This is a genomic window from Paenibacillus ilasis, from assembly GCF_043195395.1.
Taxonomy (GTDB): Bacteria; Bacillota; Bacilli; order Paenibacillales; family Paenibacillaceae; genus Paenibacillus_AQ; species Paenibacillus_AQ lautus.
Genome location: NZ_JBHDJG010000001.1, coordinates 2,942,496 through 2,957,972, shown reverse-complemented (window position 1 = coordinate 2,957,972; position 15,477 = coordinate 2,942,496). Strand labels below are relative to the sequence as shown.

9 protein-coding genes are annotated in these 15,477 nt (G+C 49.4%); all 9 read left to right on the top strand.

Features of this window, described 5'->3' with window-relative positions:
- The first annotated feature begins 22 nt into the window (after positions 1-22).
- The 9 genes from ACETK5_RS13440 to ACETK5_RS13400 all read left to right on the top strand — a co-directional run bounded on the left by ACETK5_RS13440 (position 23) and on the right by ACETK5_RS13400 (position 15,463).
- Positions 23-1,786, top strand: coding sequence for a cache domain-containing sensor histidine kinase (locus tag ACETK5_RS13440; RefSeq protein ID WP_100536915.1), 1,764 nt, complete (start codon positions 23-25; stop codon positions 1,784-1,786).
- A gap of 9 nt (positions 1,787-1,795) precedes the next feature.
- Positions 1,796-3,424: a response regulator gene (locus tag ACETK5_RS13435; RefSeq protein WP_394056169.1), complete on the top strand. Its 1,629-nt coding sequence runs from the start codon at positions 1,796-1,798 to the stop codon at positions 3,422-3,424.
- Between the two features lie 13 nt (positions 3,425-3,437).
- Positions 3,438-5,690 carry a glycosyl hydrolase family 95 catalytic domain-containing protein gene (locus ACETK5_RS13430; RefSeq protein ID WP_394056167.1) on the top strand — a complete coding sequence of 751 codons (2,253 nt, stop codon included), beginning with the start codon at positions 3,438-3,440 and terminating at the stop codon, positions 5,688-5,690.
- Between the two features lie 106 nt (positions 5,691-5,796).
- Entirely contained in the window at positions 5,797-8,127 is a 2,331-nt protein-coding gene (locus ACETK5_RS13425) for a helix-turn-helix domain-containing protein (RefSeq protein ID WP_394056165.1), read from the top strand.
- A gap of 158 nt (positions 8,128-8,285) precedes the next feature.
- Positions 8,286-9,947: an extracellular solute-binding protein gene (locus ACETK5_RS13420; protein ID WP_394056164.1), complete on the top strand. Its 1,662-nt coding sequence runs from the start codon at positions 8,286-8,288 to the stop codon at positions 9,945-9,947.
- A gap of 84 nt (positions 9,948-10,031) precedes the next feature.
- Complete coding sequence (locus tag ACETK5_RS13415; RefSeq protein WP_394056162.1) at positions 10,032-11,000, top strand: ABC transporter permease; 969 nt, start codon at positions 10,032-10,034, stop codon at positions 10,998-11,000.
- A gap of 12 nt (positions 11,001-11,012) precedes the next feature.
- A complete protein-coding gene (locus ACETK5_RS13410; protein WP_394056160.1) occupies positions 11,013-11,903 on the top strand; it encodes a carbohydrate ABC transporter permease in 891 nt (296 codons plus the stop codon).
- A 15-nt stretch (positions 11,904-11,918) separates the two neighbouring features.
- Complete coding sequence (locus ACETK5_RS13405) at positions 11,919-13,043, top strand: glycoside hydrolase family 88 protein (protein WP_394056158.1); 1,125 nt, start codon at positions 11,919-11,921, stop codon at positions 13,041-13,043.
- A gap of 41 nt (positions 13,044-13,084) precedes the next feature.
- Positions 13,085-15,463, top strand: a complete 2,379-nt coding sequence (locus ACETK5_RS13400; RefSeq protein ID WP_394056156.1) for a chondroitinase-B domain-containing protein — start codon at positions 13,085-13,087, stop codon at positions 15,461-15,463.
- The last annotated feature ends 14 nt before the right edge of the window (positions 15,464-15,477 follow it).

The following is a 15,477-nucleotide window of genomic DNA, read 5'->3' as shown; positions in this document are numbered from 1 at the left end:
TAGAGACGGAGGATGTTGATCTATGCTCTACCGACTATCGTTCAGACGCCGAATCTGGATCGCGTTTATGCTCATTGTCATTTTTGCGGTTACAACCGCAGGCGCGTTAAGCTACATGATCGCGGAGGAAGTTGTGAAGGACAACGCGTACCAGCTTAGTCAGGAAACGATTCTTAAAACATCGAAGGTGTTGGATGAGAAGCTGAATCATGTCACGCAAGCGGTTTACTCGATGATGGTCAATACGGCTTACCGAAGAGCGTTAGGGATGGACAGCAGCTACTCCGAGGTCGAGAATTACTATACCCATCTGTCCGGACTGCAATCGACTTTTGTGCAGACCAAGCTGTATGAACCCATTATCGATTCCATTCTGATCGCCACGCCTGAGGGTGACTATTATCAAACAAGTCAGCAGCGTAACTTCTCCCATTCGTTTTATGACTCGGAGCTGTATACGCATATCAAAAGCGAGAAGCGCAAATTATGGGTGGCCGGTCATGAGGACCGTTTCTTTTCCAGCAGGGAGAACGTCATTTCCTTTGTGATGGAGGGCATTCCCTCTCATTACATCGAAGATATTTTCGTTGTAGCGAATGTCAAAATCGACTCGATTCGATCATTAATTGCCTCGGAGGATAAAAATCGCAAACAATTCCATCTCCTGGCCTCATCCGATGGAAGCGATGTGTTGTTAAACGATTCCATCATCGCGGATACGCTGAAACTTGAGCCTAAATACAGGGAGGCCTTAACAGCTGAGCAGGGAAGCTTTGAGTATTCGGACCAAGGTTATGAGTACCTGGTTAACTTTACCAAGGTGGGTGGAGTGAAGGAGTGGACGCTGTTCAGCTTTCTGCCCAAATCAGAATTGATGAAGCAGATGGACAGCATTAAGTTAACCATTCTCGGGGTGATCACGGGATGCTTGCTCGTGTCGTTTGCTTTTGCGAATATGTTGACCCGATTGCTCATAAGACCGTTAAGCCACCTGCAATCTCTAATGAAACGGGTGGAGATGAACGATCTTAACGTTCGTTATGAAAGCGAATTCAATGATGAGATTACACAGGTCGGTTATCGCTTTAACCGGATGCTGGAAGAGCTTAATGAAATGTTTGACGTTGTGAAGCAGGCTGAGAAGGATAAACGACAGTCCGAGATGAAAGCCCTGCAAGCTCAAATTGATCCTCATTTTCTATATAACACGCTGAACACGGTTTACTGGAAGTGCCAGTTGAATCAATTGGAGGATGTGCAGGAAATGGTGCTGTCCTTATCACAGCTGTTTCAGCTCGGCCTCAATCGCGGCAATGAGATGACGACGCTTGAACATGAGCTGCTCCACGTAGAGCAGTATTTAAACATTCAGCAGAAATGCTATGAAACGCTGTTTACCTACACCATCGAGGTTGATCCTTTAGTGGATATGCAGCACCCGATCTTAAAAATTATGCTGCAGCCGCTGGTTGAAAATTCAATCCTGCACGGCTTTAACGATCGTAATGAAGGTGGTTTCATTCGAATTCAGGTGAAACAGGATAGCACCTATCTGTATTTCAACGTGGAAGATAACGGTATGGGGCTGAACGAAAAGAATCCAGCCGATCCACTACTTCGACAACCGGCATCCTCGGCTACATCGGGTTATGCGTTAAATAATGTCCGATTGCGATTACAGCTTCAGTATGGAAGCACGGCTGATTTGTACATGGAAAGCGAACCTAATGTATGTACCCGAGTTTCAGTTATCATCCCTCGTTACCCACGACTTGAAGGGAGTTGACCCAAGCAGATGAGCACAATAACGACAACGATTTGCTTTATTGATGACATACAGAGTGTCGTCGATGGCGTATCCAAGCAAATCAACTGGGAACGTCATGGGATAACCGTAAGCGGAACGGCAATCAATGGAGAAGATGGACTCAAGTTGATCACCTCGTGCAGACCGGATATCATCGTGACCGATATTCGAATGCCGAAGCTCGATGGTCTGGAATTGACCCGACGCGTCAAAGAAATGCTGCCCCGCAGCAAAGTCATATTGATGACAGGTTTCAGCGATTTCGAATATGCCAAGCAAGCGGTTCAGCTTGGGGCGTTTAACTTCATAACGAAGCCCTTTTCACTGGCTCATATTGAGGAGATTGTTGTAAAGGCCAAAAAAGAAATTGAAGCGATACGAGACCAAGAGGATCATATCGCTGAATTGGAGCAGCGCGTTCAGGAGAGTATGCCTTTCCTGCGTCAGGAATTGTTCACGTTACTGTTACATCATAAGGTGAACGAACAGGAGGCGGAGCAACGGTGGGACTATGTAAAGCCGGATTTGGAGTCTAGGGACCTGCTCGTCATGATTCTTGAAATCGACGGATTTACTGACAAGCATCGAGAGTCACCGATGAATGAAATAGAGCTCGCCCGGTTTGCATTAAAGAATATTACGGAGGAGACCATCGCTTTGTATACAAAGGGGATGGTATTCCGGGATTCGGCTAACCGCCTAGTAGCGGTGCTGAATACACCGTTATCAGCTTCAGCGGCAGCTATAGCGGAGGCGTGCTGTCAGCATGTCAGATTATATACTTCATTAACGATATCCATAGGAGTTGGCAGACCCGTAACGTATATCCATGAGCTGCACTCATCGTATGATCAAGCTTTGCATGCCCTGTCATACCATTTCTATACCGGAGGCAACGCGGTGATCTCATATGAGGATATAGCAAATACGGAAATCTCCTTGCCGCGAAGCATACGGACCGCAGAGCAGGAAATGGTATATGCCTTGCAATCCGGAAACGTCAACCAAGCCTCACTCACGCTCGATCATATCCTGAATGAGTTTACGGACAGGTCGCCGCTTCCCAAGCCGGAATACTTCATCAGCCTGTACTATGAGCTTGCCTACATAATGCTAAGGGCGATTCAAGATAAGGTACCGATGAATGAACTGTCCGATTTGAACATGATCGTTCGGGAAGGGCGGGTCAGCTCGGAGAGGTCCTTAACCGACATGAAGAAGATTCTGCATAGCATCGTGACGCTGGGCTGCGAACGCATAGAGAATCAGAATCGCTCCGCCGCTGCACAGATCATCCAGGAAGCCATTCATTATGTGAAATCCAATCTGGATCAGGACCTCAGCCTAAGTGTTTGCGCGAAGGTAGTTCACTTGAGCCCAAGTTATTTTGCCGGTTTGTTCAAGAAAGTGACGGGAATGGCATTCAGTCAATTTGTCACTCAAGAACGGATGGAGGTGGCCAAGCGGCTGCTCTTGGAGGATCGGCAAATCCAGGAGATTGCGGAGTCGCTTGGTTATGAGGAACGGCGCTATTTTACCGACGTGTTCAAAAAATATGCGCAGATGACACCATCGGAATTCAAGCAGGCGCACATAAGAAACAACATTTCATTGTAATAGGAGGGGAATCGTGACTACCCGCATAGAGAATACCATCGACTGGCCGATGTTTATGTCCAGACACGATATGTTGTGGACGACGCGTCCGATCAGCTGGGATGAAGGGGCTTTTCTTGGAAACGGCATGCTCGGAGCGATGATCTATAGTGAAGAACATCGGGATAAACGGAACGTGCTGCGCTTTGTGCTTGGACGTTCCGATATCACCGCATCACGTCCGGGTGAACAGGCTTTCCCGGTACGCGTACCGATTGGCGAGCTTGCATTGGAGCTGGAGGGATGGATTTATCAACCCTACGAAATGCGGTTGGAATTATGGAACGCGGAGCTCCGGGCGGTTATACCGACAACGAAGGGAGAAGTCAGAATTCGCGCGTTTGTTCACGCATTAGCTCCCGTACTTGTCTTGGAGCTGGATGCAGATGAAGGCGAACGCGATGCGAAGCTGAAGTGGTACGCCTATCCGGAGGTTGATCCTATTTTGAAGAACGCGGACGGGATCAATCTCAACCAATATATTCCTGAAACCACCGTTCAGCATCTGGAATCCGGTGAGGTATCGATCGGCGTTCAGGAATATGGATGCGGTGAAGGCTGCACGACGGCCTGGCTAACTCGCGGTCCTGACCAGACGGAACAGGCGCCGGGAAGCCGGCATCGGCAAATTTGTATCTTAACGGTGATGAATGGCATGGACGATTCGGTTCGTGATCAGGCGGTACAGGAGCTTCGGGCAGTGCCGAACTCAGCTTCAGGATGGGAAGCCTGGATACATGCCCATCGCAGGTGGTGGCATCATTACTATCCGGAAAGCTTTATTTCCATACCGGATACCCAGCTGGAAAGCTTTTACTGGATACAGATGTATAAGCTGGCGTCTGCGACCCGGGCGGACTCCTTCCCTATCGATAATCAGGGGCCGTGGCTCACATCTACACCCTGGCCTGGATTATGGTTCAATATGAACGTTCAGATGAGCTACTCTCCGATCTATACAGCGAATCGCCTCCATCTGGGCATGTCGCTGATTCGTTCCTTGCAGGGGCAGCAGAACCAGCTGATCCGTAATGTTCCCGAAGCTTACCGTGCGGACTCCGCAGGACTCGGTCGAAGCTCAAGCTATGATCTGGACAGTCCGGTCACGGATGAGGTGGGGAATTTAACTTGGGTGATGCATAACTGCTGGCGTCATTACCGTTATGCCATGGATGATCAAATGCTGCGAAGCTTGGTATATCCTCTTCTGCGGCGCAGTATAGGTTTATATTTGCACCTTCTTGAGGAAGGACAGGACGGCCACCTTCATTTACCTCCCACAGTCTCACCGGAATACGGGTCTTTCAAGCAGGTGAAGACAGCTGATTCTCATTATGATTTAGCGCTGCTGCGCTGGGGATGTGAAACCTTAATCCGCATGGCGGATCAGCTTGGTGTTCATGATCCGCTGCACGGTCGCTGGCATGAAGTCCTAGAGCGATTGGTACCTTTTCCGGTGGATTCATCCGGATATATGATCGGCGAGGGACAGCGTATGGAATTCGGACACCGCCATTTCAGCCATTTGCTGGCGGCCTTTCCGCTGCATATCGTCGGCGATACCGAAGAGGAGAAGGCGCTGATTCTTCGCTCGCTCCGGCATTGGATCGGCCTTGAAGGAGATTTGCGCGGATTCAGTTTTACCGGAGCCGCATCCATCGCAGCCAAGTTAGGTTTAGGAGATGAAGCCCTCGCGTATTTGCAAAGTTTAATGCATCTCATAAAGCCCAACACCATGTATAAAGAAGCGGGACCGGTCATCGAAACGCCGCTCGCCGGGGCGGAATCGCTCCATGATATGCTGCTTCAGAGCATAGGAGAGCGGATATACGTTTTCCCGGCAGTGCCTAAAACGTGGCCGGAGTCGGTATTCCACCAGCTGCGGGCAGAAGGAGGCTTCCTTGTTAGCGCCGTTCGGGAGGAGGGTCGCACGGCTTGGATACATATTTGCAGTCTTGCCGGAGAGCCCTGCCGGATCGTAACGGATATGGTCACATCTCCGGACGACGGCCTGGTTATTGACATCGGGGGAATATCCAAGGAGTGTGTTATCCAGGCAGATGGGGTGATCGATCTAGCTTTGAAGCCTGGTGAGGAAGCCTATATTTACAGGGCCAATTGGGGCGGGTCCACTCTATTCCACATCTCGCCTGTTCCTGCTGAGAAGGCCAAATGCAATCTGTTTGGCAGTCGCAAACCGTGGAGATTGTATGGGATTCCGCATTAAACCGTAATCAGTCATACCCCTGCAACCGTATTCGTCTTAAGAGCAGCCTTATCCCTAGAAGGCTGCTCTTGTTATCACAGGAGGCAATAAGGAGGAGGAAAATCACATGTTCAACATCCTTCGTAAATATAACCGCAGCGTCATTGTGGCATGGCTGTTCTCTTATGTCACCGTATTAATGGTGCCGATTCTGATCAGCTTTGTGCTGTATTCATTCTCATACCATCAAGTGAAGAGCGAGACCAATCGGGCAAACGAATTGCTTCTTCAGCAGATGGAGATGTCCATCGACAGCAAGCTGAAGAGTTTGGAGCGTTTAAGCCTGGAAATCGCGCTGAACAAGGGAATTTCGGCTTTTTCCAGCGTGGAGTTACCGCTTCGTGATTCTCAGTATTACGATGTGTTCAACATTTCGGAAAGCCTGCGAACCTATAAAAATGCAAACGATTCGATTGAGGATATTTACGTGATGTATTTGAACAGTGATACGGTGATTTCAACGTATGGTCATACAAGCGGCAGGGGGCTCTATCAGAAGCTGAGGCAGAATGACGAAACCTCCTATGAGAAGTGGATGGGATTGTTCGAGCAAAGATATGTAAACGTTTACAAGTCGATGGAGTTTAAAGATGGCCTTCAGAGCTTCCCGGTGGTCGTATTTGCTCATTCTCTCGTATTTAATTCACCGGCCCAGCCCCCGGCTGTGGTTCTGTTCTTAATCAAGGATTCGAAACTAATCGAGAGCGTTCCCCGGCAAAAAGATGCCAGCATGTTCATTATAGATGCGGATAGCCGGTATATCGCCGCATCACGACAGGATCCGGCCGTACCTGCTCGACTGAGTTATGAGCAGCTTCAAGGAGACAGCGGAATGATCTATATGGATTCGGACGCGGGGCAGTTCGCGGTTTCCTATATCACGTCCCAAGTAACCGGATGGAAATATGTATCCGTGCTGCCAGCGGCATTATTCAATGAGAAAATGAAAGATTTACGCCATCTGACATGGATCAGCATCGCCCTGAGCTTGTTTATCGGAGGTATTGTTACGGTATTGTTCTTACGCAGAAACTATATGCCGGTTCAAGTGATGCTGCAAAGTTTATCCAAGCAATTCGGTCTGAGGTTTGACGGAGGAGCCAATGAATATTCGTTCCTGCAGGGGACGATTCAGCAATATTTTCATGAAAAGGAAGATATGCAAACGGCGCTTCACAAACATCGCAACACAATCCGAGCGCATTTATTGCGGCGTCTGTTAAAGGGGTATGCCGATCATGATCAGTCTCTCCATACAACGCTGCCTGCTCACGATATACAGTTTCAATCCGACCGGTCGGTCGTCCTGCTGATATCGATCGATCATTATGGCAAATTTGAGCAGTTCGGCATTCGCGGACTCCCGGATCAGAAGGAGCAAATGCTTTATTTCATACTAACAAACGTGCTTGAGGATACGGCTGCCGATGAAGCGCTTGTGTTCACGACAGAAATGAACGATGCGCTTGCTTGTGTCGTTAATTTCAAAGCGAGTATGTCAGAGGAGCAGGAGCAAAACGTATTGAATCGAATACTGGCTCAGGTTCAAGATTTCATGCGAAAGCATATCGAAGCAGAGCTTACGGTGGCTGTCGGCCAGGTTCATTCGAATTTGCACGAGATCGCTCTTTCTTATCAAGAGGCGCAGGCCGCGCTTGAATACCGGATTGTGATGGGGAGCGGACAGTTCATCCCATATACGGACACTCTTATGGACAGGAGCACCCAAACCCGTCAATTTTATTATCCTTTGAGTGTCCAGCAGCAGTTTATTGGCTTGGTGAAGAGCGGGAACTACGACAAAGCGGAAGCCACTTTGGATGAAATATTCCAAGCCAACTTTTCCAAGCAACCGGTTTCGGTTCCACTCGCCAAATGCCTAATGTACAACCTGGCAAGCACGATGCTGAATACGCTTGAGGAAGTGAGAGCGGGCAGCAAGCGAACATATGAAGAAAATTTCATCGATGCGGATCTATTGCTCGAGTGCGATCATGTTCCGGAGATGAAGGAACGGATGAAACAGTTGCTTGCGCAAGTGTGTGAATGGATCCTGGCCGAGAAACGAAATCACCACCGTTATTTAATCGAAGATGTCCGGCAGTATGTCCAAGAGCATCTGTATGACCCGAAATTGAATATTTCAATGATTGGCGACGCGTTTCAAATGACCCCCTCTTACGTATCGAGACTGTACAAGGAATTTACAGGAGAAGCCTTGCTGGATACCATTAACCACCTCCGTCTGTCTAAGGCGAAAGAACTGCTCGTTCTGCAAAAGCTTACCGTCAATGAAATTGCCAGCCGGGTCGGTTATGCGGATGTCAGCACGTTTTTGCGAATCTTTAAAAAATTCGAAGGCGTGACCCCGGGAAAATATCAGAAAGCCGCACTGTAAACCGGATTTTTCATAAAAAACCATCGATTTTTAAGGAATTGCCTGCGATTTTAGATTTTGTCTATGGTAAGGAACACGGGTTTTATTGAACAATGACATCGGATAGGGCAGCATGCAGGCTTTATCCGACACCTAATCTTACAATCGGGGGAATGATGATGGTTCAACGTTTGCTGGTCAAAGACAGCTTGTTGCGAAATGTAAAGTCAGGACTGACCGCCATATTGTTAACAAGTCTGGTGCTTGCGGGATGTTCGTCAGGAAGTAAGGATAACACGCCGGACGCTAAGCCGAACGAGGCCGGGAAGGGTACATCTACTGCAATCGGTTCATCGTATCCGCTAAATACAACCGAATCGATCACGTCATGGGAAATCTTGAACATGAATGCGGTAACCTTCTACTCCAACCTTGCAGATACGCCGTTTGGGAAAGCGCTTGCCGACAAAACAGGTGTTCAGGTGGAGTATATTCATCCGAATGATCAGCAGACGGCTGAACAATTTAATCTGATGATCGCGTCCGATGAGCTTCCGGATGTCATTGAATACGACTGGACCGGACGAAGTGCGGGATCTTATCCGGGCGGACCGGAAAAAGCCATTCAGGACGGCGTCATTCTGGAGCTCAATGACCTGATTGATCAATACGCGCCGAACCTGAAGAAGAAACTCGAAGCGGATCCGACGCTTGACCAAATGGTCAAGACAGACAGCGGCAAATATTATGTATTTCCCATGATTCGCAATCCGTCCGGGCTGGTCTTCCGTGGCCCCATGATCCGTCAGGATTGGCTGGATGAACTTGGTCTCCCAGTTCCAACGACTATAGAGGAGTGGGAGAAGACGTTAATCGCTTTTCGCGACGAGAAGGGGGCCAAAGCACCGCTCAGTGTAACTTACACTGGAGGGAATTTTGAGATCCGCGATGCTTTCATCGGAGCTTACCGCACATCAAACTCCTTCTATGTGGACGATGAAGGAAAGGTGAAGTATGGACCCATAGATCCGCAGTATAAAGATTTTCTGGCCTTATTCCGCAAGTGGTTTGCGGAAGGATTGTTTGACAAGGATTTTGCGCTCACCGATACCAAAGCGTTGGATAACAAGATTCTGACCGGGCAGACGGGAGCAACGGTAAATCTCCTCAGCGGCGGTATGGGAAAATGGATGGATGCCATGAAGGAGCAGGATCCGAAATTCAAGCTCGTGGGTGCTCCATATCCAACGCTCCTTAAAGACGAAGTTCCTTTTATTGGACAACGGGATTTCAAGTACAATCCGGGACCAAGCAAAGCCATCACAACCGCTGCGAAAAATCCGGAACTGATCGTACGCTGGCTTGATTATGCTTACAGCGATGAAGGCGCGATGCTCTTCAACTTCGGCATTGAAGGAGAGAGCTACGTGATGGAGAACGGTGCACCGGTGTATACCGATTTGATTAAAAACAATGAAAAATACAATCTGCAGCAGATGGTATCGCAGTATTCCAAGCCGAATGGTCCCTACGAAGCGGATGAACGTCGGAACTGGAATACGTTCCCTGAACAGGATGAGGCCGTGAAAGTGTGGGCGAAGACGGATGCCGAGAAGCATATACTGCCTGGCTTCCTGACGCCAACCGCTGAAGAAAGCAAGGAGCTTGGTAAAATTCTAACCGAAGTCAGCAACTATAAAGAGGAAATGTTTGTCAAGTTCATTGTCGGCAGGGAGCCGATGGAGAGTTACGACAAGTATGTGGAGCAAATCAAGAAGCTGGGGATCGAGCGCGCGGTTGAAATCTACCAAAGCGCTCTGGATCGATACAACAGCCGATAACGAAATCTTAGGCGAGGGGAATGGAGCGGCATTCCCCCAATAATTTGATACTTCAATAGACAGCACAAGAGGAGTGAGAACGGCATGGCGAAACTTCCGCCTCCGACACGCACGTCAATTCCTTCGAACTCAGCAGGACTGAATCCTCGAAATTGGGGCTTGCTGAAGGACATTAGTAAAAATCGTTTCCTGTACATCATGTTAATTCCGGTACTTCTATACTTCGCGGTATTTCATTATTTCCCTATGTACGGGGCGTCCATCGCCTTTAAGGAGTTCTCACCACGCCTTGGCATCATGGGAAGTCCATGGGCCGGCTGGGAGCACTTCGAATCGTTTTTTAACGGCATTTACTTCTGGCGGGTTGTCAAAAACACGCTGTTAATCAGCTTTTATGAACTGCTCTTTGGCTTCCCTGCGCCCATTATATTGGCACTTCTGCTGAACGAGGTGAGAAAGACCGTATTTAAACGCACGGTTCAAACCATAACGTATATGCCGCATTTTATTTCGCTGGTCGTTGTTTGCGGCATTATTAAGGAATTCACGATGAGTGACGGTTTAATTAACGATATGTTGGCTTTTTTCGGATGGGAACGGGTCTCCCTTCTGCTGGAATCTGAATATTTCCGGACCCTCTTTGTCACCTCCGGAATTTGGCAGAACATCGGTTGGGGGACCATCATCTACCTTGCAGCCCTGGCCGGTATCGACCAGGAACAATACGAGGCCGCGAAGATCGATGGAGCCAATCGGTGGAGACAGATGTTGAACGTGACGTTGCCTGGGATCATGCCTACGATTATCATCCTGTTCATTCTTGAGATCGGCAGGCTGATGAACGTTGGCAGCGAGAAAATCATCCTGCTCTATAACCCGTCAATCTACGATACCGCTGATGTCATAAGCTCCTATGTGTACCGGGTCGGGCTGCAGGAATTCAATTACAGCTTCAGCTCGGCAGTAGGGCTGTTCAATTCGGCCATCAATTTCACGCTTGTCATCGGCTCAAACTGGCTGAGCCGCAGAATGAACAAAACCAGCTTGTGGTAGGAGGTTAAAGGAATGGAATGGAGAGCTGGGAACAGGTCGGTCGGTGAAAAGCTGTTTGATGTTTTTAATTACGTCTTGTTGACCGTAATCACGTTATGTACGTTATACCCATTGATTTACGTGCTGTTTGCTTCTTTGAGTGATCCTACCCGTTACATGCAGCATTCGGGGATTCTGTGGAAGCCGCTGGATATGACGTTTAATGCTTACCGGCTGGTGTTTGATAATCCGATGATTATTCAAGGATACCTGAATACGTTCCTTATCGTTTCTGGCGGCTTGGTGCTCAATATCACATTGACGGCGTTCGGGGCGTATGCTCTCTCCCGTAAGGGACTGCGCTACCGAAAGCAGCTGATGCTGTTTATCGTATTCACCATGTTCTTCAGCGGCGGTTTGATTCCGCTGTATTTTACAGTAAAATGTCTGGAGCTCACCAATACGCTGTGGTCCTTAATTATCCCGCAGGCCATATCCGCATTTAATCTGATTATCATGAGAACGGCTTTTGAAGCGGTGCCTGATAGTCTGGAGGAATCGGCCAAGATCGATGGAGCCAATGAATTCGTCATCCTATTCCGGATCATGATGCCGCTGTGCATGCCGGTTATCGCCGTCATGCTGCTGTATTACGGTGTCAGCCACTGGAACTCATGGTTCCAGGCCATGATCTATTTACAGGATCGCTCCCTGTATCCTCTTCAGCTCGTCCTGCGAGAGCTGCTGCTTCTGAATGATGCAAGCTCCATGGCAAGCGGAGCGAGCGGAGGGGAGGTCGCCGTCATCGGCGAAACGCTGAAGCATGCGACCATTATCGTAGCAACGGTGCCGATTCTGCTGGTCTATCCGTTTTTACAGAAGTATTTCGTGAAAGGTGCTCTTATTGGAGCCATTAAAGGATAACGACAGGAGGATATGATGAGTAACTTAAAGATTCAACATGAACTCGACCTGGATATGTGGTGGAACGGTGCGCGGTTGAAGGTGGACCGGATGTTGGCTAGAAAGCCTGAACTTGCTCCGCATGCGGCCAAGGACGGGGAGTACGACGGCCTAACCCTGGACAACTGGATTTCCGGGTTTTGGCCGGGCATGCTGTGGATTTTTTACGATATGACTGGAGAGGCGAAGTACCTGGAAGCGGCTTGGGAGTGGGATATACGGATGGAACGATTGACGCTCGAAGAGAGTCGCTTCCATCATGATGTCGGGTTTCAGTATTTGCCGACAGCCGTATTGAAATACAAGTTAACCGGCGATGAAGACGGCAGAAGGCGAGGGCTTGCGGCGGCTAACTTTCTGGCCGGACGATTTAACTTGGCTGGACAGTACATCAGGGCATGGAACAAGGATCTCCCGGGCTGGGCTATTATCGATTGCCTCATGAACCTGTCCCTCTTGTACTGGGCTGCCGAAGAAGGAGAAGACCCGAGATTCCGCCACGTTGCGAATGCCCATGCGAATATGGCTTTGCAGCATATGATCCGTGCCGATGGATCCACCTGTCATGTTGCTGTGTTTGATCCGGAAAGCGGGGAATTGCTGGAATATAAGGGATGGCAGGGCTATGCCCCGGATTCCTGCTGGTCGAGAGGGAATGCGTGGGCGCTGTACGGGATGGCTAACGCTTACCGTTTCACGATGAATAAGGATTTTTTGTATGCCGCGAAGCGGGTAGCTCATCATTTTATAGCTTCCTTACAGAGTTACGGGGTACCGCCATGGGACTTCCGGGTACCGAATCCCGATACCGAGCCTCGTGACACCTCCGCTGCGGCCATTGCCGCTTCCGGGTTGTTGGAGCTTGCGGCCTTGACAACTCCGGAGGTTGGGGCTGTCTACCGGAAAGCCGCTGAGCGCATCGTCCTGGCTTTGTCGACGGAGTATGCTGCATTCCAGGCTCCTGAGCATGAGGGGATCCTGTTTGGCGGAACCGGCCATAAGCCGGCGGATACCAATATCAATGTGTCGCTTATTTATGGGGATTATTATTACATCGAGGCTCTCGCGAAGCTTCGGGGCTGGACCCATCGCGTATTCTGATTGGTTATGGGACGTTAATATTCGAGGAGAGGTGAACGGATATGCAAACGTTATTAAACGCATTAAACCAACGGTATCACAGATTGATAAGTATGGGGCTGGCCATGATCCTTTTGATCGGAACACTGGTGATGTCGCCTTCAGAAGCCCAGGGGGCTTCGAGCGATGCAGGAGGGAGCAGCAGCATGAAGCGGATTGAGAGCACGGTAACGGCAAGCAGCTACCAGCCAGGCACGAATTACGTACCGGGGAATGTACTGGATGGGGTATGGGGCGAGGACACGGAGAGCCAGCAAAGCCGCTGGTCCGCTTCCGGTCAAGGTCAATGGCTGCAGTTTGATCTAGGCACGGAACAAACCGTCACTTATGTGAACATTGCCTTTCTGAATGCTAGAGAGCGTCAGTCCAGCTTTGAGATATTAGCTTCGAACACTGAAGATTTCCAATCCAGCACGGTTGTTTTCGAACGACTGTTCAGCCGGCAGCTGAAACCGGAAGACAGCATCATGCAAACCTATGTATTACAGAGTCCGGCGAAGGCCAGATATTTGCGGTTGATCGGATATGGCAATAACGCCAGCGGAAGCTCAGGAAACTGGAACAGCATCATGGAAGTAGAGCTTTACGCAGGGAAAGTGCCGGGTGAGCCTCCGGAAGAGCCACAACCACCGCTCCCTCCAAACGCTGGCGAAGAGAAGGAGGAAGACGTGAAGCTCCCGGAGATGAAGCGAGTTTCGGTCAGTACGGCGGAACAATTGCAGCAGGCACTGGATCAGGCTGTGGCCGGTACGCTGATTGAACTGAAGGATGGGACCTATGAGCAGAACGGTCCGTTTGTTGTGAAGGATAAACACGGCTCTGCGGTCTATCCGATTCGGATTACCGGGAAGCCCGGCAAGGCAATCATTAGTGGGAATAGTTATATGCACATTGAAAATTCAAGTTATATTGAAGTGAGCGGACTCACGTTCCGGAACGGGATCGGTGATGAGAATGGAAAGCAGACCTTGAATGACCGTGGCTTGGCACATCGGGCGCTTACAGGAGTTCATCCAGGGATTCAGCTGGAAAGCTCCAGCCGAATCTCCATTTTGGGCAACACTTTTGCCTTGGATGAAACAGGTCAGCCCTATCGATTTAAAGCTCAAAACCGATATGTATGGTGCCTGCTCAATGTGGAGAACAGCTGTCGGTACAGTGGAGAACGGTATGACCCGAACGGAGAAGTATATGAGGGATTAACGCCATATGAAGATTCGAATCTGATTACGGACAATGGCACGCACAGACATTATATCCGAGTCGAAGGAACTAGCAGCTATAACCGGATCGCTTATAATGATATTGGACCGAAGAAGGGCTTTGGCGCAGTCGTGATTTATGATGGTGAAGGGCATAGCGGACAGCATATATCGCAATACGACGTCATCGAGTATAACTATTTTCACGAGATTGGTCCCCGGGTAACCAACGGGTTGGAAGCCATCAGGCTCGGGCTTTCCAGTACCTCGCTCTCCTCTGGTTATATTACGGTTCAATACAATTTGTTTGACGGGTTTAACGGTGAAGATGAAGTGATATCGGTGAAGAGCAGTGACAATATCATTCGGTACAACACGATTCGTCATTCATACGGCGGGATTGTGTCACGACATGGAAACCGCAACAGCTTCTACGGCAACCATCTGATTGGCGATGGAGTGACACCGGGCAGCAGCGGGTTCCGGATATATGGCAACGATCACAAAATCTATAACAATTACATGGAAGGTCTTACGGACAAAGTGATTCGTCTTGATGGAGGAACACATGACGGCGGACCGGAAGGCAGTACGAATCCAATCGTTCGTTGGGGTGGAAACCAAGAGCAAACTGCACGGCTTGGCGATCTGCCGGCCGAACAAAGAACGGAGCTTTTGCGCGGACATTGGCGGCAGTATAACGTCCAGATCTACAATAATACCATCGTGAATGTCGGCAATCAAACGACAACTTTCAATCTGGGCGGCAGAACCTATCAGCCTGTAGGGACTAAGATTTACAACAATCTGATATTTAGCCATGCAGGTACGATGTTTCATGAAACCGATGCGGTGATCCAAGCACCCGATCAGGAACGGGCTGTGTACAAGGGAAATATGCTCTCGGGGAACGCACCGGTTTCTAACAATCCTATTGTGGACAGGGAGATGACCAAACAAGAGCTCCATTTGGTGCGCAGCAGGGACGGTCTCATCCGTTTATCCGTCTATAGCCCAGCCGTGGACGCTGCCCTGACTCCATACGCTGCAGCGGACGACATGGATGGTCAGATCCGCTATATACCTGACGTGGGGGCAGACGAATATGCGCCAGGCAAGCAGCGGTCCAATCCTCCGCTTACCGTCCATGATGTAGGCCCTGAAGCCTGGACGAAGTGAAGGTGAGTCTGCTC

Bases quoted from the DNA above. Each gene is read 5' to 3' on its own strand.
- ACETK5_RS13440 (WP_100536915.1), top strand. From the start codon at position 23: ATGCTCTACCGACTATCGTTCAGACGCCGAATCTGGATCGCGTTTATG.
- ACETK5_RS13435 (WP_394056169.1), top strand. From the start codon at position 1,796: ATGAGCACAATAACGACAACGATTTGCTTTATTGATGACATACAGAGT.
- ACETK5_RS13425 (WP_394056165.1), top strand. From the start codon at position 5,797: ATGTTCAACATCCTTCGTAAATATAACCGCAGCGTCATTGTGGCATGG.
- ACETK5_RS13420 (WP_394056164.1), top strand. From the start codon at position 8,286: ATGGTTCAACGTTTGCTGGTCAAAGACAGCTTGTTGCGAAATGTAAAG.
- ACETK5_RS13415 (WP_394056162.1), top strand. From the start codon at position 10,032: ATGGCGAAACTTCCGCCTCCGACACGCACGTCAATTCCTTCGAACTCA.
- ACETK5_RS13410 (WP_394056160.1), top strand. From the start codon at position 11,013: ATGGAATGGAGAGCTGGGAACAGGTCGGTCGGTGAAAAGCTGTTTGAT.
- ACETK5_RS13405 (WP_394056158.1), top strand. From the start codon at position 11,919: ATGAGTAACTTAAAGATTCAACATGAACTCGACCTGGATATGTGGTGG.
- ACETK5_RS13400 (WP_394056156.1), top strand. From the start codon at position 13,085: ATGCAAACGTTATTAAACGCATTAAACCAACGGTATCACAGATTGATA.